This is a genomic window from Flavobacterium sp. KBS0721 (assembly GCF_002007065.3).
In the GTDB taxonomy this organism is placed as follows: domain Bacteria; phylum Bacteroidota; class Bacteroidia; order Flavobacteriales; family Flavobacteriaceae; genus Flavobacterium; species Flavobacterium piscis.
Map to the genome: position 1 here is coordinate 5,776,384 of NZ_CP042170.1, position 25,808 is coordinate 5,802,191.

General features: G+C 34.8%; 19 protein-coding genes. 16 read left to right on the top strand and 3 right to left on the bottom strand.

Annotation, left to right across the window (positions count from 1 at the left end):
* The 5 genes from B0M43_RS23970 to B0M43_RS23990 all read left to right on the top strand — a co-directional run bounded on the left by B0M43_RS23970 (position 1) and on the right by B0M43_RS23990 (position 4,735).
* A complete protein-coding gene (locus tag B0M43_RS23970; RefSeq protein ID WP_371295974.1) occupies positions 1-993 on the top strand; it encodes a T9SS C-terminal target domain-containing protein in 993 nt (330 codons plus the stop codon).
* 91 nt (positions 994-1,084) lie between these two features.
* Positions 1,085-2,947 carry an ABC-F family ATP-binding cassette domain-containing protein gene (locus B0M43_RS23975; RefSeq protein WP_065451296.1) on the top strand — a complete coding sequence of 621 codons (1,863 nt, stop codon included), beginning with the start codon at positions 1,085-1,087 and terminating at the stop codon, positions 2,945-2,947.
* A 111-nt stretch (positions 2,948-3,058) separates the two neighbouring features.
* Entirely contained in the window at positions 3,059-3,427 is a 369-nt protein-coding gene (locus B0M43_RS23980) for a four helix bundle protein (RefSeq protein ID WP_078005699.1), read from the top strand.
* Between the two features lie 78 nt (positions 3,428-3,505).
* Positions 3,506-3,961 carry an FKBP-type peptidyl-prolyl cis-trans isomerase gene (locus B0M43_RS23985; RefSeq protein ID WP_078005700.1) on the top strand — a complete coding sequence of 152 codons (456 nt, stop codon included), beginning with the start codon at positions 3,506-3,508 and terminating at the stop codon, positions 3,959-3,961.
* 231 nt (positions 3,962-4,192) lie between these two features.
* Positions 4,193-4,735: a DUF456 domain-containing protein gene (locus B0M43_RS23990; RefSeq protein ID WP_065451295.1), complete on the top strand. Its 543-nt coding sequence runs from the start codon at positions 4,193-4,195 to the stop codon at positions 4,733-4,735.
* 90 nt (positions 4,736-4,825) lie between these two features.
* Here the strand turns inward: B0M43_RS23990 and B0M43_RS23995 are convergent, their stop codons facing one another.
* Positions 4,826-6,376 (bottom strand): SDR family NAD(P)-dependent oxidoreductase, encoded by a 1,551-nt coding sequence (locus B0M43_RS23995; protein ID WP_078006146.1) that lies wholly within the window; start codon positions 6,374-6,376, stop codon positions 4,826-4,828.
* A gap of 151 nt (positions 6,377-6,527) precedes the next feature.
* Between B0M43_RS23995 and B0M43_RS24000 the strand changes: the two genes are divergently transcribed.
* Complete coding sequence (locus tag B0M43_RS24000) at positions 6,528-7,319, top strand: O-methyltransferase (protein ID WP_078005701.1); 792 nt, start codon at positions 6,528-6,530, stop codon at positions 7,317-7,319.
* Positions 7,320-7,374: 55 nt separating this feature from the next.
* Here the strand turns inward: B0M43_RS24000 and B0M43_RS24005 are convergent, their stop codons facing one another.
* Positions 7,375-8,034 (bottom strand): DUF6565 domain-containing protein, encoded by a 660-nt coding sequence (locus tag B0M43_RS24005; protein ID WP_065451293.1) that lies wholly within the window; start codon positions 8,032-8,034, stop codon positions 7,375-7,377.
* Positions 8,035-8,343: 309 nt separating this feature from the next.
* Here B0M43_RS24005 and B0M43_RS24010 point away from each other — a divergent pair, with 309 nt between their 5' ends.
* The 4 genes from B0M43_RS24010 (at position 8,344) to secA (ending at position 13,594) form a co-directional block, all read left to right on the top strand.
* Positions 8,344-9,030 (top strand): ABC transporter ATP-binding protein, encoded by a 687-nt coding sequence (locus B0M43_RS24010; protein WP_065451292.1) that lies wholly within the window; start codon positions 8,344-8,346, stop codon positions 9,028-9,030.
* Between the two features lie 126 nt (positions 9,031-9,156).
* Positions 9,157-9,726, top strand: a complete 570-nt coding sequence (locus B0M43_RS24015) for a cob(I)yrinic acid a,c-diamide adenosyltransferase (protein ID WP_065451291.1) — start codon at positions 9,157-9,159, stop codon at positions 9,724-9,726.
* Positions 9,727-9,943: 217 nt separating this feature from the next.
* Entirely contained in the window at positions 9,944-10,165 is a 222-nt protein-coding gene (locus B0M43_RS24020) for a DUF2795 domain-containing protein (RefSeq protein WP_007138072.1), read from the top strand.
* An 87-nt stretch (positions 10,166-10,252) separates the two neighbouring features.
* A complete protein-coding gene (gene secA / locus B0M43_RS24025; protein WP_078005702.1) occupies positions 10,253-13,594 on the top strand; it encodes a preprotein translocase subunit SecA in 3,342 nt (1,113 codons plus the stop codon).
* Between the two features lie 204 nt (positions 13,595-13,798).
* Here the strand turns inward: secA and B0M43_RS24030 are convergent, their stop codons facing one another.
* Positions 13,799-14,533, bottom strand: coding sequence for a GntR family transcriptional regulator (locus B0M43_RS24030; RefSeq protein ID WP_065451289.1), 735 nt, complete (start codon positions 14,531-14,533; stop codon positions 13,799-13,801).
* A gap of 261 nt (positions 14,534-14,794) precedes the next feature.
* Here B0M43_RS24030 and B0M43_RS24035 point away from each other — a divergent pair, with 261 nt between their 5' ends.
* The 6 genes from B0M43_RS24035 to B0M43_RS24060 are packed head-to-tail and all read left to right on the top strand — an operon-like array spanning position 14,795 to position 25,797.
* A complete protein-coding gene (locus B0M43_RS24035; RefSeq protein WP_078005703.1) occupies positions 14,795-17,476 on the top strand; it encodes an ROK family protein in 2,682 nt (893 codons plus the stop codon).
* Positions 17,477-17,526: 50 nt separating this feature from the next.
* Positions 17,527-20,589, top strand: coding sequence for a TonB-dependent receptor (locus tag B0M43_RS24040; RefSeq protein WP_078005704.1), 3,063 nt, complete (start codon positions 17,527-17,529; stop codon positions 20,587-20,589).
* 11 nt (positions 20,590-20,600) lie between these two features.
* Positions 20,601-22,190 (top strand): RagB/SusD family nutrient uptake outer membrane protein, encoded by a 1,590-nt coding sequence (locus tag B0M43_RS24045; protein ID WP_078005705.1) that lies wholly within the window; start codon positions 20,601-20,603, stop codon positions 22,188-22,190.
* 11 nt (positions 22,191-22,201) lie between these two features.
* Entirely contained in the window at positions 22,202-23,386 is a 1,185-nt protein-coding gene (locus B0M43_RS24050) for a SusE domain-containing protein (protein ID WP_123921748.1), read from the top strand.
* Positions 23,387-23,437: 51 nt separating this feature from the next.
* Positions 23,438-24,631 carry a glycoside hydrolase family 76 protein gene (locus tag B0M43_RS24055; protein ID WP_078005707.1) on the top strand — a complete coding sequence of 398 codons (1,194 nt, stop codon included), beginning with the start codon at positions 23,438-23,440 and terminating at the stop codon, positions 24,629-24,631.
* The gene (locus B0M43_RS24060) at positions 24,628-25,797 is read left to right on the top strand and encodes a glycoside hydrolase family 76 protein (RefSeq protein WP_078005708.1); all 1,170 of its coding nucleotides are present in this window, start codon (positions 24,628-24,630) and stop codon (positions 25,795-25,797) included. Before B0M43_RS24055 ends, B0M43_RS24060 begins: the two co-directional genes overlap by 4 nt.
* The last annotated feature ends 11 nt before the right edge of the window (positions 25,798-25,808 follow it).

A 25,808-nucleotide genomic window follows, 5' to 3' on the forward strand; every position in this document is an offset into this window, starting at 1 on the left:
ATGTTATGCAAATTTAATATTGCAGCCATGATAAAAACGATTTTCTTTTTTTTCCTGATTTTCTCATCGGGTTATGCTCAAATTCGAGGTTGCACAGATCCTCTTTCTAAAAACTATAATCCGGACGCAACAGTAAATGATGGAAGCTGCTTGTACAAAAATTTTAAAATAAAAGCGGACTACTCTGTTAGACTTAGCGATTCGCTTAAGGAAACTTCCGGACTAATTGCTTTCGACAATTTATTATGGACACATAATGACGATCACGACAAAACGATCTACGGATTAGATTCTTTGGGCAAAATCAGGAATAAGATTGTATTAGATAAGGTAGTAAACCATGATTGGGAAGAGATTTCTCAGGACAGTACTCATTTATATATTGGTGATTTCGGAAATAACGCTTCGGGAAGCAGAACAGATTTGAATATTTTAAAAATTGAAAAAAAATCTTTTTTAGAAGGAAATCCAAGCATTGAAAGCATTTCCTTTCGATATGCTGATCAAACTGATTTATCTGCTAAAAAACCAAATACTACCAATTTTGATTGTGAAGCCTTTATCGTTTCAAAAGACAGTATCTATTTGTTCACCAAAGAATGGCGCTCTTCTAAAACCAATATATATGTTTTACCCAACCAATCAGGCAATCACGTTGCACAACTAAAACATACGCTTGACACTAAAGGTTTGGTTACCGGCGCAACTTATTTAGAATCAAAAAAACTCGTTGTACTTTGTGGCTATTCTAAAATTGGAAAACCTTTTTTATATCTTTTATATGATTATAAAAACAATGATTTTTTATCCGGGAACAAACGCAGGATTACTTTAAAATTTCCCATTCTTCAGATAGAAGGAATCGCGACTCAAGATAGCTTGCATTATTACTTAACCAATGAATCTTTGGTTCGAAAACCTATTATTAATGTTCCACAGCAAATTCATCGCATTGATTTAAGTCCTGTTCTAAATTCCTATCTCCATAAATAATTCGCAAATAGCGATATAAAAGTTTACTTTTGCAAAAAAGTTATGTTTTGCAAAACATTCTTAACTTATAATTTATAACACCTAGTTTATAGTGAATTACTTATCTGTAGAAAATATATCGAAGTCATTTGGCGAAAAAACGCTTTTTGACAACATTTCATTTGGAATCAATAAAGACCAAAAAATTGCTTTTATTGCCAAAAATGGTTCTGGAAAAACAACCATTATGAGCATTATTAATGGTTTAGACGAACCAGATACTGGTCAGGTAGTTTTAAGAAAAGGTATTAAAATGGCTTTTTTATCGCAAAACAACAATTTGCAGGAAGAACTGACTATCGAAGAAAGTATTTTCGCCTCAGATAATGAGACTTTAAAAGTAATTGAAAAATACGAAAAAGCACTTGAAAATCCGGATGACGAAGAAGCGTATCAAAAAGCTTTTGACGGAATGGACCAGCATAATGCTTGGGATTTTGAAACGCAATACAAACAAATTCTTTTCAAACTAAAACTGGAAGATTTTAAATTGAAAGTAAAAAATCTTTCGGGTGGACAAAAAAAACGTCTTTCATTGGCGATTATCCTAATCAATCGCCCTGATTTATTGATTCTGGATGAGCCTACCAACCACCTTGATCTTGAAATGATCGAATGGCTTGAAAGTTATTTTGCCAAAGAAAATATTACGTTGTTTATGGTTACGCACGACCGTTTCTTCCTGGAACGTGTTTGTAACGAAATCATTGAATTGGACAACGGAAAATTATACCAATACAAAGGAAATTACTCGTATTACTTAGAGAAAAAAGAAGAGAGAATTAACTCTGAAAATGCCAGCGTTGACAAAGCAAAAAATCTATTTACAAAAGAATTAGAATGGATGCGCCGTCAGCCAAAAGCGAGAACGACAAAATCGAAATCGCGTCAGGATGATTTTTATGTAATTAAAGAAAAAGCGCAAAGTCGTCGTCGTGAAAACAAAGTAGAGCTTGAAATTAATATGGAACGTATGGGAAGCAAGATTATCGAGCTTCACAAAATTTCGAAAAAATTCAAGGAACATGTTATTCTGGACAACTTTAGTTTTGATTTTCAACGTGGAGAACGTATTGGAATTATTGGTAAAAACGGAACCGGAAAATCTACCTTCTTAAATCTCCTTACGGGAACACTTCCGCTAGATAGTGGTCGTGTTGTAAAAGGCGAAACGATCAAAATTGGTTATTATACACAATCCGGAATCAATCCGAAACCAGGACAACGTGTAATTGATATTATTAAAGAATATGGAGAATTTATTCCGCTTTCAAAAGGAAGAATGATTTCGGCTTCACAACTGTTAGAGCGTTTTCTTTTTGATGCCAAAAAACAATACGATTTTGTAGAAAAATTAAGCGGTGGAGAATTAAAACGTTTGTATTTATGTACCGTTTTAATTCAGAATCCTAACTTTTTAATTCTGGATGAGCCAACAAACGATTTGGATATTGTTACGCTAAACGTTTTAGAAAGTTTTCTTTTAGATTATCCGGGATGCTTATTAGTAGTTTCTCACGACCGTTATTTTATGGATAAAATTGTCGATCATCTATTCATATTTAGAGGGCAAGGTGTTATTGAAAATTTCCCAGGAAACTATTCTGATTTCAGAGCCTACGAAGACAGTGCCGATGTGGCTCAAAAAGAAGAAAACAAAGCCGAAAAGAAAGACTGGAAACAAAACAATCCAACTGGAAACCTGACTTTCAACGAGCAAAAAGAATATCAAAAACTAGAAAGAGAAATTAAAGATTTAGAAATTGACAAAACTAAAATCGAACAATTATTCTCTGACGGAAAAGTTGCCGATGCCGATATCGAGAAAAAAGCAAACGAACTACAAAACATCATCAATAAAATAGACCAGAAAGAAGAACGCTGGTTTGAGCTTTCGGCTAAAATTGAGGGATAGTTTTTTTAGTTTTCAGTCTCAGTGACAGTTTTCAGTTTGATATTGTAAATACAACTCCCTTAAAAGTAATCTTTTTCTTTCTTTTTTTTTATTTTTGTAAAAAAGAAAGAAATGGATTTTAAGGAATTGTTGGCTTATAAAAAGTCGTTTGAACTTGCGATGGAAATTTTTGAACTTTCAAAAAATTTTCCAAAAGAAGAAAGATATTCATTAACTGATCAGATAAGACGTTCTTCAAGAAGCGTTTCAGCAAATATTGCAGAAGCATATCGAAAAAGAAGATATGTAAATCACTTTATAAGTAAATTGACTGACAGTGATGCCGAAAATTCAGAAACTAACGTATGGTTAGAATATTCAGTTACATGCGAATATATCAATCAGGAAAAATTTGACATCCTGAACATGAAAAATATTGAGATTGGAAAACTTATCAATTATATGATCAACAATCCGAATAAATTTGGATGTAGTATTTAATATCCTCAAAACAAAACTGAAAACTGAGACTGAGACTGAAAACTTTATTATATTAGCCCCCTTAAAAATCCACATTTTATGAAATACCTTTTAACTTCATTATTAGCGTTAACGCTTTTTATTTCTTGTTCAAAAGATGAACAAAAAGATTATACTGCTGAAAACGAAAAAGAAATCACTGATTATATTGCAAAAAATAAACTAAATGCTCAGAGAACAGAATCTGGTTTGTATTATGTAATCGATGTTCCGGGAACGGGAACTCAACCTACTGCAAAATCAAACGTTACTGTAGCGTATAGAGGGACATTTACTAACGGAACCGTATTTGACCAAAGTAATTCAGAAGGAGTTTCTTTTAACTTATATGAAGTTATACCAGGCTGGACAGAAGGAATTCCTTTTTTCAAGACTGGAGGAAGCGGTATTCTTTTAGTACCTTCAAGACTTGCTTACGGAAATGGTGGAAGGGACAAAATTCCAGGAGGAGCAGTACTTATTTTTGATGTTAAATTGATAAAAGTTAACAACTAAAACAACAACTTTACAACTCATATAAAGCCACATCAGAATTAATTTTGTTGTGGCTTTCTTATTTCTATCCAAATAATGACTGATGATATAATCCCAAAAAAGTGCTATCAATTTTATAAAAATAAGAATTGTATTATATAATGATTATGAAAAATTGTGTAAATACTAAATTAATCTATTTTACGAGCTTTGTTAAAGTGAAAATGAATTCACAATTTAAATATACATAAAATGGAAAATTTACATAATCCTGATGGAACAAAACGCGAAGTATTAACTGGAATGTTTTCAGATCGTGACAGCATCGAAAGAGCTTACACAAATTTAAATGAAAGAGGATATACTAAGGACGAAATAAACCTTATCATGTCAGACGAAACCAGAAAAAAACATTATTCTGACAAAGATGATCATTCAGAATTAGGAACAAAAGCAGCCGAAGGTGCAGGAACAGGATCTGCAATTGGAGGAACAATTGGTGCTATTGTAGGTGTTGTTGCTGCTTTAGGAACTAGTTTGGTTATTCCGGGATTAGGATTAATCATCGCAGGTCCGCTCGCTGCAGGATTAGCTGGTGCTGGTGCTGGAGGAATTACAGGAGGTTTAATTGGAGCTCTTGTAGGATCGGGAATTCCTGAAGACAGAGCAAAAATTTATGAAGACGGAATTAAAAATGGCCACGTAGTTCTAGGCGTTCACCCACGTAATAGTGAAGATGCTGAATATTTGGAACAGCAATGGCAAGCAAATAATGGTGTAAATATATACAGATAATCTATTTGCTTTTAATAAAAAACCACAACAAAATTTAATTCTGTTGTGGTTTTTTTATTTTAAACTGAGAACGAAACTGTAAACTAAAAACTACCAAGGAATCGGGTTGTAATCTTTCAGAAACTTTCCACACCAATGCTTTCCGGTATTGATTCCGTCAAACAAAGGATCCATAACACGTGCAGCGCCATCAACAATATCCAATGGCGGTTGAAAATCTTCTAATTCCTGTTTCTTTTTGGCCAATTCGGCAGGATCTTCATCTGTTACCCAGCCGGTATCAACAGCGTTCATAAAAATACCATGTTTGGCTAAAGTTCCGGATGACGTATGCGTTAACATATTCAAAGCGGCTTTTGCCATATTTGTATGCGGATGACGGTCTTCTTTAAAAAAGCGATGAAACTTCCCTTCCATTGCCGAAACATTTATAATATGTTTTTTACCTGTATTATCTTTTTTCATTACTTCCGAAAGTCGGTTGCATAACACAAAAGGCGCAACAGAATTTACCAATTGTACTTCGATCATTTCTGTAGTTTCTATTTGTCCTAAACGCAAACGCCAACTATTGGTTTTACGTAAATCGACTTGCTGTAAATCGGCATCGAGTTCTCCTTCCGGAAAAACTTCATTAGCGACCAATGCATTATCAAAAGAATACGGAATTTGAGACAATTGAGCCGAAGCACGCAAACCAATTCCCGGTTCAGGTCCGTGCCAGGTTACCGGCATATTTTCATTAGATGAAGCGCCACTTGTCAGCATTTTCAATTCATCCAGACAATTCAAATGATCTCCTAATAATTCCTGCGCTTGTTTAGGCAATGCATTTATTGGTAATGCTTCATTTTGCATTAAATGCGAATAAAATCCAGCTGGGCGTCTCACGGTTTGGGCGGCATTATTTATTAAAATATCAAGGCGTTCGTATTTTTGTTCAATAAAATTGCAAAAAATCTCCACACTTGGTATATGTCGTAAATCTAAACCATGAATTTTTAAGCGATGTCCCCAATCCATAAAATCCTCTTCTTTCGCAAAACGCAAAGCCGAATCGACCGGAAAACGGGTTGTAGCAATAACAGTTGCTCCTCCACGCAAAAGCATTAAAGTAATATGATAACCAATTTTTAAACGAGAACCGGTAATAATAGCAACTTGCCCTTTTACATCGGCTGTCTGGAAACGTTTGGCATAATTAAAATCACCACAATCTGTACACATCGTATCATAGAAGTGATGCATTTTAGTAAATTCTGTTTTACAAACGTAGCAATTTCTTGGAGTTTCGAGTTCTAATTGTTCTTTATGGGCAAGATCATTTAGAGCCAGTAATTTCGGCGCTACAAAAATACTTGCTTCACGCGCATGACGAATTCCGGTTTCTTTACGAGCGGTTTTGTCTTTCTTTTCTTTTTTTCGTTTGGCAGCCTGAAGTCCGTCTTTTACTCTTCGGGAAAATTCATCTCTATCAGGTCTCGAAAACATTCCGGCTTCTTTGATCAAAGCAATTCGCTGTTCTTTCGGAATATCAAATATCTGATCTGTATTAGAATTCAATTGTGCTAAAATAGCAATGCATCGATTAATTTCTTCAGAAGATATCTTACTTGTATCTTCTATTTCTTCCTTCAACATCATAAAAAACGTATTACTATTAGCTTAAATTAAAGTTGGCAAATATAGTGTTTTTGAATTCGGAAAGGTTTTAAAGAGAAAGCAACAAACTCTTCACTTTTGACTATTGATCATTATCTTACTATCTTCGCACACAGATGTAACTATTTCTATGCTATTTCAAATAAAATCTTATTTAAAATTCCTTTGGAATTCAAAAAACGAACACGGAGTTCATTCGCCATTCGTATTTAATTTACTAACGAAATGTTTTTACGATAAAAAGTCAAAACCGGAATATTCGATTCTAAAAAATTATAGAAAATCGCTTTTAAAAAATAAAAGTTTTATCGATGTAACAGATTTTGGCGCGGGATCAAAAGTTTTTAAATCGAACAGAAGACAAATATCTAAAATAGCCAAGACAGCAGGAATCTCTTCAAGACGTGCCGAGTTACTTTTTAGAGTTACTAATTATTTTCAGCCTAAAAACGTTTTGGAAATAGGAACTTCATTAGGTTTAGCAACTTCTGCTTTGGCCTTAGGAAATCCAAAAGCAAAAATAATTACACTCGAAGGCTGTCCGGAAACAGCAAATCAATGTCAATTGCAATTTCAAAAATTCAATTTCAATAATGTAGATTCGGTAATAACTGAATTTGAAAATTATCTGCAAGACATCAAGCTGAGACTGAAAACCGAGACTGAAAATTTTGACCTGATATATTTTGACGGTAATCATTCAAAAAAAGCAACTTTAGCTTATTTCGATCTTTTATTAACCACTATAACCAATGATTCTGTTTGGATTTTTGATGACATTCACTGGTCTCCAGAAATGGAAGAAGCTTGGGAAGCGATCAAAAATCACCCAAAAGTCACCGTAACCATTGATACTTTTCAATGGGGTTTTGTATTTTTTAGATACGAGCAGGAAAAAGAACATTTTGTAATTAGGGCATAAAAAAAATGACAATCATTTCTGATTGTCATTTTAGTACTAATTCAAGAATACTTAATTATTTTTTAGCTTCTTTATTTTCTTCTGATTTTGCTCCCATTCTGTTAACAGTATACATTGGAGCAAATTTCAATTTTAAACCTGCGATTTTTCTATTATCTTCAGATGTAAGACCTTCTTTTTCAACTGTATTTTTACGGCTATCCAAAGCTTCATACATCAATTTCACTTCATCCCAGTCTTCACGAGTATATTTATCTTTATTATCCTCTACAGTATGTACAAATTGTTGGTATACACTATGAATATTTTTAGCGTTTACCCAGTCAAAATTCATATCATCACCAATTTTTCCTTCACCAAATAAGGCGTTTCTTAATTGTTGTTTTGGGCTTGGAGCCGGAGGGGCAAGAACGGTAGTCATTTCATTTTTGAACTCTTCGTATTTTACCTTACTTGCATTTATTTTTTCTGTTGCTGCAGAATTGTCTTTAAGATCTGCAAGTGCAGTTTGAGCTTCAGCAGCTTTTCTGTCATATTCAGCCTCAACAGTTGCCCAATCGGCTTTCAAATCATCAGCTTTTACATTTTTAACCGAATCCACGTAAGCTACGTAAGCATCGACTGTTTTTTGAGCTTTCTCTTGTTTTTCATCTTTACAAGATGTAAATGCTAATGCAATTAATGCAACTCCCGATAATAATTGTATGTTTTTCATAATTTTGATTATTTAAGATTAGATAACAAATATAGTTAAATTTTTAAATAAACTTAAATAATTATCATTTTTTTAATATTTAAAATTAAAATAATTCAACAAAATTTAATAAATATGATAATTATGTAAAAACATTTCACAATCATATAACAAGTTTTTAAATCAATGAAATATAATAGTATTAAAAAAATTTGACGAAAAAATGCGAAGCCTTATAAATGGCTGTTTTTGTAACAAAAATCAATTTCAGGCTACTTACCATTTATTGAAAAGTGTTTTGTACTTTTAAATCCAAAATTGTAAATCGAAATGGCAAATCCATTAATTAAAATAACCAACATCAAACGAGATTTTGTATTGGGCAACGAAATCGTCTATGTCTTAAAGGGTATAGATTTAGAAATCAACAAAGGCGAATACGTAGCTTTAATGGGACCATCGGGATCCGGAAAATCGACTTTAATGAATTTATTAGGTTGTCTGGATACGCCCACTTCAGGACATTACGTATTGAATGGAAAAGATGTGAGCCAGATGAAAGACGATGAATTGGCCGGAATTCGAAATAAAGAAATTGGATTTGTATTTCAAACCTTTAATCTTTTACCCAGAACAACTGCTTTAGATAATGTTGCATTACCCATGATTTATGCAGGATATTCAAAATCTGAACGTAGCGAACGCGCGATTGAAGTTTTAAAACAAGTAAATCTGGCCGACAGAATGGATCACCAACCCAATCAGCTATCAGGAGGACAACGCCAGCGTGTTGCGATTGCCCGCGCTTTGGTCAATAAACCATCAATTATTTTGGCCGATGAACCTACCGGAAACCTAGACAGTAAAACTTCTGTAGAAATTATGAAATTGTTTGGTGACATTCATGCCCAGGGAAATACGGTAATTTTGGTAACGCACGAAGAAGATATTGCTGCTTATGCACATCGCGTAATTCGTTTGCGAGATGGTTTGATTGAAAGCGACACGACGAAGTAATTTTAGATTTTAGATTATTTTCTAAATCTTAAATTTCTGATTACATCATTAAATCTAAAATCAGAAATCTACATTCTAAAATAAACTTAGAATCTTAGCAACTCAGAACCTTAGCATCAAAAAAAAATGAAAGTATATACAAAAACCGGAGACAAAGGAACGACAGCTCTTTTTGGAGGTACGCGCGTTCCTAAAGATCACATTCGTATTGACAGTTACGGAACTGTTGACGAATTGAACTCTTATATAGGACTCATTCGCGATCAGGAAATCGATGCGCATTATAAAACGATTTTAATCGAAATTCAGGATAGATTATTTACTGTTGGAGCCATTTTAGCCACTCCCGCAGAAAAAGAAGTTTTAAAAAACGGTGAACTTCGATTAAAGAATCTGGGAATTATTGATTCTGACATTGAATTATTAGAAAACGAAATTGATAAAATGGAGGAAAGTCTTCCACAAATGACTCATTTTGTTTTACCAGGTGGCCATCAAACTGTGTCATATTGTCATATTGCCCGTTGTGTATGCCGCCGTGCTGAGCGTTTGGCAGTACATTTAAGTCATAATGAACACGTTCCAGAAATCGCAATCATGTACTTAAACCGACTTTCTGACTACCTTTTTGTCTTGGCACGGAAGTTGTCCTCAGACTTAAAAGCGGAGGAAGTGAAATGGATTCCGAGAAAGTAAACAGTCGCTGTTTTTAGTTTTCAGACTATAAACCAGCACCAAAAACTGAATACTAAAAAATACAGTAATTAGCAGCAAATTTTAGTTTTAAGACTGAAAACTGGCACTGAAAACTGAATACTAGTAAAGACGTTCTTAAATTTTATTAAAATAAATCAAAATTTACTTGTCTTTTTCAGTAAAAAATTTATTTTTGCACAAACTAAACAGATAACAGATGTATTGGACATTAGAATTAGCATCTTATTTAAGTGATGCGCCATGGCCTGCTAACAAAGATGAACTTATAGACTACGCCATTAGAGCTGGTGCTCCATTAGAAGTAGTAGAAAACCTTCAATCAATAGAAGATGAAGGAGAGATATATGAATCAATGGAAGAAATTTGGCCTGATTATCCAACAGACGAAGATTATCTTTGGAACGAGGATGAATATTAAAAAATAAACCAAAGAAAAAAGTCTCATCACCGAGGCTTTTTTTTTGGTTCAAATACACATTTACATAAAATAGAAATACAATAAATCATGAGTTTCATAAACAGTATTATTAAAGTCTTTGTAGGTGATAAATCACAGAAAGATGTCAAAGCTTTACAGCCCTATTTAAACAAAATTAAAACATTCGAAACCAGCTTAATGAGTTTGTCTCACGACGAATTGAGAGCCAGAACCGCGTATTTTAAAGAAAAAATAAAAGAAGCAAGAGCTGATAAAGATGCTAAAATTGCTGCACTTAAAGCAGAAGTTGAAAACATCGAAGACATCGACAAAAGAGAAGATCTTTATGATGCTATCGATTCTCTTGAAAAAGAAGCATACGAAATTTCAGAAAAAACTTTATTGGAGATTCTTCCTGAGGCTTTTTCTGTTGTTAAGGAAACAGCGCGTCGTTTTAAAGACAATTCATTTATTGAAGTTACTGCAACGCCAAAAGACCGCGAATTTTCTGCCACAAAAACGTATATCACTATTGATGGTGAAAAAGCAGTTTGGGCAAACAAATGGAATGCTGCCGGAAAAGAAATTACATGGGACATGATTCACTATGATGTTCAGTTAATTGGTGGTATGGTATTGCACGAAGGTAAAGTTGCCGAGATGCAAACGGGTGAAGGAAAAACTTTGGTGGCTACATTGCCGCTTTACTTAAACGCTTTGACCGGAAACGGTGTTCACTTAGTAACGGTGAATGATTACTTGGCAAAACGTGATAGTACATGGAAAGCACCTTTATTCGAATTTCACGGTTTAACTGTTGATTGTATTGATAATCACCAGCCAAGTACAGAACAAAGGAAAAAAGCATACGACGCTGATATCACTTACGGAACCAACAACGAATTTGGTTTTGACTACTTAAGAGATAACATGGCACATTCGCCAAACGATTTAGTGCAAAGAAAACACAACTACGCTATTGTCGATGAGGTCGATTCTGTATTAATTGATGATGCAAGAACACCGCTTATTATTTCAGGACCGGTTCCGCAAGGAGATCGTCATGAGTTTAATGAGTTGAAGCCAAAAATCGAAAACTTAGTAGCACAACAACGTCAGTTAGCAAATGGTTTCTTAGCGGAAGCTAAAAAATTAATCAAAGAAGGAAACACTAAAGAAGGTGGATTCCTATTATTGAGAGCTTACAGAAGTTTACCTAAAAATAAAGCATTAATTAAATTTTTGAGTGAAGAAGGAATCAAACAATTGCTTCAAAAAACTGAAAATCAATACATGCAGGATAACAATCGCGAAATGCATAAAGTGGATGAAGCTTTGTATTTTGTAATTGAAGAAAAAAACAATCAGGTTGAATTGACTGATAATGGTATTCAATACCTTTCTGGAGATACAGATCCTGACTTTTTTGTACTTCCGGATATTGGAACTGAAATTGCTGCTATCGAAAAACAAAAACTGGATAAAGATGGTGAAGCTGAAGCTAAAGAAAGATTATTTCAGGATTTTGGAGTAAAAAGCGAGCGTATTCACACTCTTACACAACTTTTAAAAGCATATGCTTTATTTGAAAAAGATGTAGAATACGTGATCATGGACAACAAAATTATGATTGTCGATGAGCAAACAGGTCGTATTATGGATGGTCGTCGTTATTCTGACGGATTACACCAGGCGATTGAAGCTAAAGAAAATGTAAAAATCGAAGCTGCTACGCAAACATTTGCAACTGTTACATTACAGAATTATTTCAGAATGTACAGCAAATTAGGTGGTATGACAGGTACAGCAGTTACAGAAGCTGGAGAGTTATGGCAGATTTATAAATTAGACGTTGTGGAGATTCCAACCAACCGTCCGATTTCAAGACAAGACAAAGAAGATTATATCTACAAAACTACACGTGAGAAATTCAACGCTGTAATTGAAGATGTTACTGAATTATCAAACGCAGGAAGACCAGTATTGATTGGAACAACTTCTGTAGAGATTTCAGAATTATTAAGCCGTATGTTGAAAATGAGAGGCGTTACACATAACGTTTTGAATGCTAAAATGCACAAACAAGAGGCTCAAATCGTTGAAGAAGCAGGTAAAGCCGGAGTTGTAACTATTGCAACGAACATGGCTGGTCGTGGTACCGATATTAAATTATCTGCAGAAGTTAAAGCTGCAGGAGGTTTAGCAATTGTGGGTACAGAGCGTCATGATTCCCGTCGTGTAGACAGACAGTTACGTGGTCGTGCAGGACGTCAGGGAGATCCGGGAAGTTCTCAATTCTATGTTTCTCTTGAAGATAACTTAATGCGTTTATTTGGTTCTGAAAGAGTTGCTAAAGTTATGGACAGAATGGGATTGCAAGAAGGTGAAGTTATTCAACATTCAATGATGACTAAATCTATCGAGCGTGCTCAGAAAAAAGTAGAAGAAAACAACTTTGGTGTTCGTAAACGTTTATTAGAATATGATGACGTTATGAACTCGCAACGTGAAGTAGTGTACAAACGTCGTCGTCACGCCTTATTTGGTGAGCGTTTGAAACTGGATATCGCGAATATGCTTTATGATACTTGCGAATTGATCGTAAGCAACAATAAAATAGCAAATGATTTCAAAACGTTTGATTTTGATTTAATTCGTTATTTCGGAATTACATCTCCAATTTCTGAAGCAGATTTTACAAAATTATCAGATATTGAAGTTACAGGAAAAGTATACAAAGAAGCGTTGGCTTTTTATACTGAAAAAACAGAAAGAAGCGCAAGAGAAGCTTACCCAATTATTCAGGGAGTTTACGAAGAGCCAAACAACCAATTCGAGCGTATTGTAGTTCCGTTTACTGATGGAATCAAAACTTTGAATGTTGTTACAGACCTTAAAAAAGCGTATGACAGCCAAGGTGCTCAGTTGATTGCTGATTTCGAGAAAAACATCACTTTATCAATTGTTGATGAAGCCTGGAAAAAACATTTACGTAAAATGGACGAATTGAAACAATCTGTTCAATTGGCCGTTCACGAACAAAAAGATCCATTACTTATCTACAAATTAGAAGCATTTAATTTGTTTAGAGGAATGTTAGACAACGTTAATAAAGAAGTGATTTCATTCTTGTTTAAAGGTGATTTACCAGCTCAAAACGTTCCTGAAATTCACGAAGCAAAAGAAGTTCGCCAAAAAGAAAACTTCAAATTGAGCAAAGACGAAATTGTAAACAGCGAAGACATCAACCGCGAAGCTGGAGAAACACAACAACGTCAGGTTACAGAAACTATCGTAAGAGACATGCCGAAAATCAACCGTAATGATACTGTTACAGTTCAGGAAGTTGCAACAGGCAGAACTGAAGAAATGAAATTTAAAAAAGCAGAAACTTTAATCGCTTCCGGTGCTTGGGTTCTTGTTAAATAAGTTACACAGTTCACAGTCGCAGTTTTGAGTTTCTAAACTTTGACTATAAATTACATCAAACCCGACAAGTTTTTAAAACTTGTCGGGTTTGTCGTTTTACAAAGTTCTGATTAAGATAGAGACTGAAAAACAAAAAAAACTCCAACTATAAATTTATAATTGGAGTTTCTTATCTAAAATGCCGTTATTTTATTATTTCAGATATTATATTTCGCGCTCGAATTCAAGTGTATAGGTAAAACTGTCCGCTTTATAATATCCAACATTCCATTCTAAAGGTCTGCTGCCCGGATCAAATACAAATCTTTTACGCTTTAATATTGGATCTCCTGCCTTTATTTCCAGCTTTCCAGCCAAATAAGAATCTGCACTAATGGCACTAATCTCTTCTTTAGATAATTTTACAATCGAATTAAAATCCTGTTCAAGTATTTCGTATAATGGGCGAGAAAAATCCTCGTTCCCTGTTAATCCTATTCGCGGATTAAAATAGGAAATAAAATAGACAAACGGATATTCTGCTTTTCCTCTTAAGCGTTCTAGTTTCAAAATCCTTATATCTTCTTTTATATCAAAAAACAAGCAAAGCTCTTCAGTTGGTTTTACCCAGCTTAAATGCAATTCATAATTTTTGGTCTCTATGCCTAACGCTTTCATTTCTTGCGAAAAGCTCAACCAATTTTGAGCTTTAGAACTAATAGAGGATTTCTTTACAAATGTACCTACACCCTTTTTTCGCATTAACAATCCTTCATAAACAAGTTTATTGATAGATTGACGCAAGGTTGCTCTTGATATACCTAATTGTTTAGACAAAGCGACCTCATTAGGCAATTTCACTCCTTTTTGATACTCCTCAGACTTAATTGCTACTCTTAATTGCTCTTCTATCTGAACATGCAGAGGAATAGAACTGGCGTGATTTAGTGTTATTTTCATAGGTATTTAATAAATTCTTTGAGAATTACTCATTTTTATAAAACATTTAAAATCAGCTGTTTTAAATAAAAAAATTCAACATAATAAGGCAGTAAAACCTATTTATTCAAGTTATTACAGGCAAAGTTACTTTATTTTTTTGACAAAAGTAACAACCTCCTTTTGTAGTTTGATAACAATTTATTTACTTTGCTATAACGATATTGTACATACATATGTACATATCAAATTTAAAAGCTATTTATCTTAACCTTAAACCACATGAAACTTTATTATTTAGGAATAGACATAGGAGGTTCGCATTTATCAGGAGCTTTATTAAATTCTCAGACCGGAGTACTACTCGCAGATTCATATCAAAAAAACCTTTTAGATTCTAATGGCTCTTGTGATGATTTTATAAAATCTTTTGAGAACCTTATTGATAAAATAACACACAATACAAACATTTCTTTAAATCAAATTGCTGCCGTAGGTATTTCTATGCCAGGTCCCTTTAACTATGAGGAAGGTATCTCAGAAATCAATGGTGTAAAAAAATACGATTCATTATTTGGATTGAATGTTAAACAAGCAATCAAAAAAATTGTAAAAAATAGTCCGGTATACTTTTTAAACGATGCCGAAAGTTTTGCAATGGGAGAATATCATGCAGGCGCAGCAAAGAATAAATCCCGATGCCTTGTACTAACATTAGGAACCGGCTTTGGAAGTACTTATCTGATTAATGGCAAGGTACAATCTGGAGAAAAAGACGGTGTTGCTCCCAATGGCTATTTATATAATATCCCATTTAAGAAAGGAATAGGCGACGATTATTTTTCGACGCGCTGGTTTGTTAAGAAATGGAATAAATTAAATCGGGAACAAGTGGTTACCGTAAAAGAGATAACAGCTCTGGCAGACCTTAACGACTCCGATGCTATTTTTCTATTTAATGAATTTGCCCAAAACTTTATCCGGTTTATGACTCCATGGATTAATAAATTTCAGCCCGAAAGCCTTGTTCTGGGAGGAGGACTAGCAAAAGCATCTCATCACTTTCTAGATACAATTAAAGAAGAAATTAAAAAAATAAATAAAACTGAAATTAATATATGCACACTATGGGATAAAGCTGCCATCATGGGAGCTGCCCTATTTGCGAATAACTCTTTAAAAATGCAAGATTTAAAAAAGAACAACGACTGGCGTAAAACGCAGCAATTTTTAGCTCCCGAAAAGAAAAACAACATTAAAAACAATTATGAAGCCTACCCTTCATATCCGCTTGGAAAAAATAAGATAAAAGCCGGAATAGAAGAATTTGCTACATGGATCGAACAGCATAAAACCATTACAATTGATGGTTATATTGGTGTTTTTTGGCAGCACCTCATAGAGAGCCTGGACGAAGAGCTAAATAAAAGAGGCAAAAGTGTACGCTGGTTTCATGTAGATGCCGCAATGAAGTCATCGGATGAATTAGATGAAATGTTAGTACCTTATTTAGGTGGTGATGATCCTCTTTTTGGAAAAATAACAGATAAGAGTTTAATTGACTGGTTTGATACCAAAAAACTACAATTAATTCAACCAGACACTGCTGCTGATATCAATATTATTATTGGCTGTGGTGCTTCTCTGGCCAACTGGCAAGCTCCATTAGTCTATTTTGACTTACCAAAAAATGAACTACAGTTTAGAGCTCGTGCCGGAATGGCGAATAATTTAGGTGCAGCTAATCGTATTGACAACCGCAGAACATACAAACGCTTTTATTTTGTTGATTGGATTGTTTTAAATAAACACAAAAATGAAATACTTCCTGCTATCGACTTAATTGTAGACGAACAACGACCAGACAATTACTTATTCATGTCAGGCTATGAACTTCGTGAAGGCCTTAACCAAATGGCAAAAAATGTTTTTAGACCAAGACCATGGTTTGAGCCCGGTGCCTGGGGAGGAACATGGATGAAAGAAAAAATGGAAGGTTTAAATAAGGATGTTGATAATCTAGCGTGGTCATTTGAACTTATGGTTCTCGAAAACGGAATAATGTTCGAAAGTAACGAATATTTATTAGAAGTTTCTTTTGACTTTTTGATGTTTAACAATTACAAAGAAGTACTGGGAGATTGTGCAGAAAAATTTAAATATGATTTCCCAATAAGATTCGATTTTCTGGACACTTTTGATGGAGGAAACCTTTCGATTCAGTCCCATCCAAGTCCTCAATATATAAAAGAAAATTTTGGAATGCCATTTACGCAGGATGAAACGTATTACATTCTGGACTGTAAAGATGAGCCATTGGTTTATTTAGGGTTTCAAGACGATATTCAGCCAGAAGAATTTCATCAGGCATTGACAGACAGTCAAAAAAATGTAAAAGAACTGGATGTAGACAAATACATACAGAAATTTATAGCCAAAAAACATGATCTGTTTTTAATTCCAAATGGTACTATTCATGCGTCCGGAAGCAACAATTTAGTTTTGGAAATTAGCAGCGCACCTTACATTTTTACTTTCAAAATGTACGATTGGCTTCGTCTGGATTTAGATGGAAAACCGCGTCCGATTAATATCGAGCATGGTATGAAGAATCTAAATTTTGAAAGAAAGGGAGCTGCTGTCGTTCCTGAATTAATTTCGGTTCCTTATACAATCACAGAAACAGAAGACTACAAATTAGAACATTTGCCTACGCACAATGAGCATTTCTACGATGTGCATCGCTATACATTGCACAACAAAATTACTATTTCGACTCATAACAAATGTCACGTTTGGATGCTTATCGAAGGAACATCAATTATTATAGAAACTAAAAATGGCATTAAACAACGATTCAATTATGCCGAAACATTTGTTGTTCCTGCTTCTGCTGAAAGCTATACAATATATAATGAAAACCCAAATGACAAATCACTTTTGATAAAGTCTTTTATAAAATAACAATCTCTGCTATTAATTAACCAAACAAAAAAATAAAAAATGATGTATTTATGAAAAACCAGAAAACACCCAGTCCGCTTTTTGGGATATGCATATCCCAAAAATCAATGCTGTTCTTATCATTATTTTTGATAATTAACCTTGCCGTGTTGCATGCCCAAAATTCAATTTCCGGAACTGTCACAGACAGCAGGACATCCGAGACTATAATTGGAGCAACTGTTAGCATCAAAGGAACTAAGATTGCTACCATAACAAATGCTGATGGAGTTTATACATTAAAAGCGCCCGAAAATTCAGTAATAATAGTCAGCTACATAGGTTTTGAAAGTGTCGAAAAAGAAGTAAAAGGCAATACGACACTTAACTTCATTTTAAAAGAAGAACAAAATCTTTTAAAAGAAGTTATTGTCGTGGGTTATGGAACTCAAAAAAAAGCCAATCTAAGTTCTGCAATTACTAATGTACGTTCAGACGTTTTTGAAAACAAACCAGTAACCTCTGCATCGCAAGCTTTACAGGGTACAATTGCAGGCTTAGTGATACAACAAGGTTCAAGTGAACCCGGGCAGGGAACCAATATAAACATACGTGGAATTGGTACTTTTCAATCAGGCACTTATCCATTAATCTTAATAGATGGTTTGGAAGGAAGCATTGACAATATTAACCCAAATGACATTGAAAGTGTATCCGTTCTTAAAGATGCATCATCTGCTGCAGTTTATGGTTCCAGGGCCGCCAATGGTGTAATCCTGATTACTACCAAAATGGGGAAATCAGGAAAAACCAGAATATCCTATGATTACATCTATGGTTTACAGCAACCAACCAATATGCCTAAATATGCAAAGGCCTGGGAATATGCAGAGCTGAGAAATGAAGCCTTGATTAACTCCGGATTACCTGCAAAATTTACACCTGATGAAATTAGTAATTATAAAAAAATAGGTCAGGGAACGGTCTGGCTAAACGAAATTTACAGAGACAAAGCACCGCAATCTACACAAAATCTTTCTGTAGAAGGCGGCGGAGAAAAGATTTCTTATCATGTTTCTATAGGTCATATTAATCAAAAAAGCTTATTTGAGGGAAATGACAATTATGGTCTGAAAAGAAATAATGTGAGGATTAACATTCACTCCAAATTATCTGAGAAATTAAATATAACAGCCAGCGGAGCCTATAATGGTTCAGCGATAAAAGAGCATGCTTACTGGACAAACTGGCTTATCGAGCAAGCAACCAGAATACCTCCAATTTATCCCGTAAAAGATGCAAACGGTAATTTCACCCTTCCAAGTGGCAGTAATTCCAACGGATTGGCACGTTTAACCAATGGCGGAATGCGAACTTATCAAAATGATGGTTTTTCAGGAGGTCTTACAGCCGAGTGGTCTATCATAAAGGATTTGAAACTGAAAGGATTTTTTGGAGCTAATCTTGCCGATAACAACAATCATGAGTTCAGAAGATCAATTGATTATGCTCCTTATTCAGGAGGAGGAGATAATGAAAGTTCGGTTATGGACCGTTTCGACAGGACGTTATTACTCAATTCGACTCTTACACTTAATTATAATAAAAAATTAGGCGAAAATCATTCTTTTAGCGGTTTGCTAGGAATATCTGAAGAAAATAGCGACAGAAGATGGTTTCAGGCCAGAAAGATAGGAATTCCCGGTAATGAATTTGGGGTTCTAGGTAATGGAGAACTGACTGATGAAAAAAACACTTATGGCAGCGGGGAAGAATGGGGAATTCAATCTTATTTTGGAAGAATAAATTACTCTTATCAAGATCGTTATCTTCTTGAAGCAAATGTTAGAGCCGATGGTTCTTCCCGATTTGACAGTGAGAAGCGATGGGGAGTTTTCCCGTCATTTTCTGCGGCATGGCGTATCTCCAAAGAAAATTTCATGAAATCAGCAGATTATTTAAGCAATTTAAAAGTTCGTGCTTCGTGGGGACAGGTTGGTAATCAGGATATAGGACTTTACAAATATTTGAGAACAGTATCCATCAATACGCAGGCATATTCATTTAATGACAATCTTGCCAACGGTGCCTATTTTAGTGAGGCAAATCAAAATTTGAGTTGGGAAACCAGTCAAATGCTGGATTTTGGAATTGATGCCGGTTTTTTTAATAATAAACTATCCTTTACAATTGATTTATATAGTAAAGACTCAAAAAATGTATTGGTAAATAATCTGCCTGTTCCCGGTATTTACGGGAGCGGATCCCCTACTCAAAATATTGGTTCTGTTAACAATAAAGGCTGGGAATTTAGTGTGAATTATGCATTCGAAACAGGTAAGGTAAAACATACTATCAATGCAAATATTGCCGACAATGTAAATGAGGTTACCAATGATGGCGGAAGAACTCTTATTTCCGGAACCGATGTTGTTACTATTTTGAAAAAAGGATATCCAATAAACTCCTACTACGGATTAAAAAGTGATGGCTTTTTTCAAAATGCAAATGAGGTGAGCGCTGCTGCGAAGCAAAACTTTAATGCTGCAGGAGCAAAACCGGGAGACATAAGATACATTGACAGAAATGGAGACGGCGTAATTAAAGAAGAAGACGACCGATTTATTTTAGGAAATCCGTATCCTCGTTATACATACGGTTTTACCTATACAGCGAATTGGAAAGGACTCGATTTAAGCATTTTTATTCAAGGTGTTGGAAAACGCAGCATGTGGATTCGCGGTGAAGGAGTTGAGGCTTTTCATAACAGCAACGAAGGCCCTGTAATGGATTATCATATTGACAGATGGACTCCCGCAAATCCCGATGCCTCCTATCCACGCTTAACTATTGGTACTGAATCAGCAAATAATGCTGCCAAATCAGACTTTTGGATAGAAGACGCCTCATACCTGCGCTTAAAAAATATACAACTGGGATATACAATTCCTTCCAGATTTACAGATCAGTTGGGAGTTAACAAATTCAGAGCTTATATAACGGGGCAAAACCTACTGACATTCACCAAACTAAAAGCGGGATATGATCCTGAAGTGAATTCCAGCGAAGCATCAAACGGCCGCGTGTATCCAATAACCAAAGTTTTAGCCATTGGGCTAAGTGTTAACTTCTAAAATATTTAGATATGAAAACAAAACATATAGTAATCGCACTTATAATGTGTGTTTTTTGGGGATGCGAAAGTCTCGACACACCATTATTAGATAAAGAATCGGATTTATCTTTTTGGGACAAACCCGACGATGCTCTTAATGCTTTAAACAGCTGTTATCCTGACCTGTACAATGCAGATCAATTTATATTTAATGAATCGCTTTCTGATAATTCATACACAAAAAGTAATAACGGATCACTTGTCAGAGATGTAGCAAATGGCAGTTACGATGCATCATCGCCATTAATTCGTGATGTCTGGAATTCCAGATATGTAGGAATCAAACATTGCAATATTTTATTAGATAACATTAATAAAATAACCAACTTAAATCCTGACCTAAAAAACAGATACATTGCTGAAGCAAGAGCCATCCGTGCCTTCCATTATTTTATATTAATGAATAATTACGGAGATGTACCTTTAGTTACAAAGGAGATCAGTATCGAAGAATCAACAAGAATTAGCAGAACACCCAAGGGTGAAGTGCTGCAATTTATTTTGGATGAACTGGATGCTGCTAAAATATTACCCAACTCATATGGCGCAAAAGATAAAGGACGTTTTACCAGAGGTGCAGTAATGGCATTAAAAGCAAGAGTTTTACTTTGTGAAAACCGTTGGCAGGAAGTGGCAGCAATCTGCGATGCACTTATAAATAAACAGGAAGCGGGATTTTTAGATCTATTTTCAGGGACGTACTCTGATTTATTTAAACCTCAGAATAAAAATAATATAGAAGTTCTTTTAGATGTTCAATTTATGCCTGTAAACAGAGAACAGGGCACTCAATATTATTTAATTCCGCCTTCTTTTGGCGGCTTCGCGGCAATTTCTCCAACACAAGAACTGGCTGACAGCTATTTGTTATTAAACGGGAAAACTATTTCAGATCCAAGTTATAATGAACTAACACCATATAACAATAGGGATCCACGTTTAGACGCGACACTTATCAGACACGGTTCTCAATTAGAAAACCCCAATGGTACTTTTACGACGATAAATACCGCTCTGGGAACTGGAGATAATTCTATAAATAATTCATCAAACGCTACTCCAACCGGATATTACGTCTCTAAATTTTATGACAAAACAGCTCGTAATATGCTGCAATCTGGCTCCAATTTAATTTTGATTCGCTATGCTGAAGTACTACTAATGTATGCTGAGGCAAAAGCAAAACTAAATGATTTTGGTCAGACAGAATGGAATATGACAATTAAAAAATTACGTACAAGGGCAGGATTTACAAATACAAATGCCTTGGATTATCCTACTGTTTCAAATGCTGAAATGGAAGAAATTATCCGTCGCGAACGTCGTTCAGAGCTTGCAATGGAAGGATTAAGATTAATGGATTTACGCCGTTGGAAAACAGCCGAAATAGCTTTGAATCAATGGGTTCACGGAATAAAAACAAATGAAGCTATACTTATCGATAATGGATACATCCGTGTTGAAAAAAGAATGTTTGATCCTGGTAAAAACTATCTGTGGCCAATACCGCAATCAGAAAGAGATTTAAATAAAAACTTAACTCAAAATCCAAATTGGTAAAACCTAAAGCTATGAAAAAGATATATACTAGACTTTTTAGTCTGATAATCCTCCTTGTTTTAGGAAGCTGTACCGACAATTATGAATTAGAAGTTGGTTTTGATGCACCGGAATCATTAATAAGCCCTACGGCTAACCAACTTCTGGCAATAGATTTAGAAAACGGATCTCCAACTGTATTCGAATGGACAAAAGCAACATCCTATTATGGAGGTGTTGTGTTATATGAAGTTGTATTTGATAAAGAAAATGGGAACTTTAGCAGCCCCATTTATAAAATGGTTTCTAATGGCGGAGGCAGTGACAATTGGTTATCACTAACACCAAAACAGCTTATCATTCTGGCCAAAAATGCTAACATAGGCATTGATTCTGAAGGAATTGTAAAATGGAAAGTGGTGGCTTCTCAGGGAGGCGAGAAAAAAGACACACAAGAAACCCGCATTTTAAGATTAAAGCGCCCGGCCGGAATAGCAGAGATTCCAACTGAATTGTATATCTACGGAAAAGGATTTGAAGCACAGAGTATTGAATCAGCAATGAAATTTAAAAAAGTGGAAGATGGTGTTTTCGAAATTTTTGCGTCTCTTAACAATGGTGAAGTAAATCTATGCAATTCACTTTCGGATCCAAAAATTTACTACAAATTAAGTGCCGATAAAAAGTTGATCGAGTCTGAAACAGAAGCGGGTACTGCAATTACGGGAACCGGAAATGCTTATAGAATTATTGTCGATTTTAATTTACTTACCATTAAAACAACAGAAATTCAGTCGATTCAAATGATCAGAACATGGCAGTACAATCTTGGAGATTTAACATATATTGGCAATCACAAATTTGAAGTAAAAAATATTGCCCTTCCATTTTACCACGATTGGGGTTATCCTGAAGAACGTTATCGTTTTTGGATTACTACCAATGAGGGAAAAGAAATTTGGGGAAGTTATCATAATGATCAAATGAACGGTTCAAATATTCCCGGAATACCGGCATTTGGAACCCCTCCAGACGACACTCAACCTGCTCAATATTATAACATTTACAATCTGGCAGACCTGCCAGCTCCGGGTCAAAGTCAAGACTGGATCGGGATGTACAAACTTCCTAAGGATTCTGAAAACAAGCATGCAAATATCGTTATCGATATGTCACCTAATGGAGATTATAAACATTCGGTTATTATAACTAATTAAAAATAACAGGCTGTTTGATGCATTCAAACAGCCTGTTTAAAACTTTATATTATGAAAAATATTCAAAAAACAGGTCTCTTGTTAATTTCAATACTTTTTTTTTCCTGTCAGGAAAATCAAGACAATGAATTAACATCTCCAGACCCCACTGATCCGGTTGTCAGCATTAGTTATAAAGAAAAAGCAAAACAAACATTTGATTTGATTCAGCAAAACTATAAAATCAACAGCACTGGACTTTATCTCGAAAATTTCCCTAAACAAAGTGATGACAGGCAAAGTTCCTTTCTTTGGTCACTTGATGCTCTTTTAACTGGCGTAAACCAATTAAAAGCAATAGGATATAAAGATCAGGTATTAAGTGATCCTTATAATGCGCTGGACAAATATTACGATTCCCAGCGTTTGCCTAATGCCTATGCCGCATTTCCGGTACAGTACAGTTTAGATGATCGTTTTTACGATGACAACGCCATTATTGCACTTGAATTAATTGAAGATTATGAAATCAATAAAAATCAGGCATCCTTAGACAGAGCAATACAACAGGTTGATTTTAGTATAACTGGCGAAGACAGCAAAGCTGGCGGCGGAATATATTGGGTAGAGCAATATAAAAATAAACCCGAAAGTGATCTTTGCAACAAAGCAGTATGTGCAACTGCTTTTACAACAACTTATCTCCTTAAACTTTATCAACATACCAAAAACGAAGAATACCTGAAATTTGCTAAAAGATTATATCTCTGGCTCAATGCAAATACACAAGATCCGGTAGATCATCTTTTCTGGAACGATATCAGGGTAAGGGACAACTTCGTAAACAAGACCAAATGGACCTATAATTCCGGTGCAATGATTACCAATAACATTTTATTGTACGAAATATCTAAAGATCAGATCTATCTTAATGAAGCCAGGGCAATTGCATCATCTGCTTATCGCGTTTTCACAAGAACAGTCGATGGTAAACTGTTTTTCCCGGATCATGATTCCTGGTTTAATGTATGTCTTTTTAGAGGATATCTGGATCTTCTTAATCACGATCCCAATGCGCAAAATTATGTAAACACCTTTATTAGCAATGCAGATTATGCCTGGGAAAAAGCCAGAAATAATTACGGATTATTTTACGAAGATTGGTCAGGAATAAAGCCAGGAAGAGACAAATGGTTGTTACAACAAGCTGCATTAGTAGAGATTTATGGCCGCATCGCATTACTAAAAGGAGAAAAACAGTTATGAAAAAATTAATCCTTCTTATTACCTGTTGCCTGTTTGCTGTACAAGCGGATAGCCAAAACAAAGAAACAGCCTCGTACAAAACGTATAAAAACAAAGCGGAATCATTTTATGCTCTGGTTTACGGTTTATATTATTTACCTCAACATAATTTATTTTCTGAGTATTATCCCAATACAAATCAGCCAAATATCAATTATTTTAATGATGGAGAAAAATCGGCAAAAGAAGTTTCTTTTCTTTGGCCTTTTAGCGGTATGACATCTGCTGTAAATTTGCTTTACAAAATTGATCAAAAAAAATACAGTAAGACATTGGCCAATTTGATCGAAGCCCAAAAACAATATCGCGACACAATTAGAAAACCAATAGGTTATCAGGCATATCCCGTAAGATTTGAAAAATCTGATCGTTATTATGACGATAACGGATTAGTGGGGATTGATTATATCGAAGCTTACGCTAATACAAAAGAAGCTCATTATCTAAAAGATGCCAAAGAAGTTTTTGAATTCATTATCAGCGGATGGAATGATGATCTCGAAGGGGGAGTTACCTGGCTTGAAGGTGTTCACAATCAAAAACCAGCCTGTTCTAACGGAAAAGCAACTGTCTTAGCTTTAAAAATTTATGAGCAGACAAATGACAAATATTATTTAAATTGGGGTTTAAAATTTTACAATTGGATGCACTCTCACTTACGGGCAGAAGAAAACATTTACTGGAATGATATGAAAACGGCCGATCGTTCAATTTTAAAAACTGCCTGGACTTATAATACCGGAACAATGCTTCAGGCAGCCGTAAGCTTATATAAAATTACACGCAATAAAGAGTATCTTACAGAAGCGCAGTCATTGGCAGAAGGATCTTATTTGTATTTTGGAAAAAAACAAGCCGATGGCCGTATCTCAATTTTAGATGACCCGTGGTTTACTGTCGTATTATTTCGCGGCTATCAGGATTTATATGAAGTAGATCACAACTCAAAATATGTAGATACTATTATTACAAACATCGATTACGCCTGGAAAAATGCCCGCGACAATAAAGGTTTGGTTTACAGCAATTGGAATGCTGAAAAGGATGAATCAAAAACACCAAAATGGCTGCTTAATGAAGCCGCAGTAATTGAACTTTATGCCCGAATTGCATTAATAAAAAAATAAAACACTTTAAA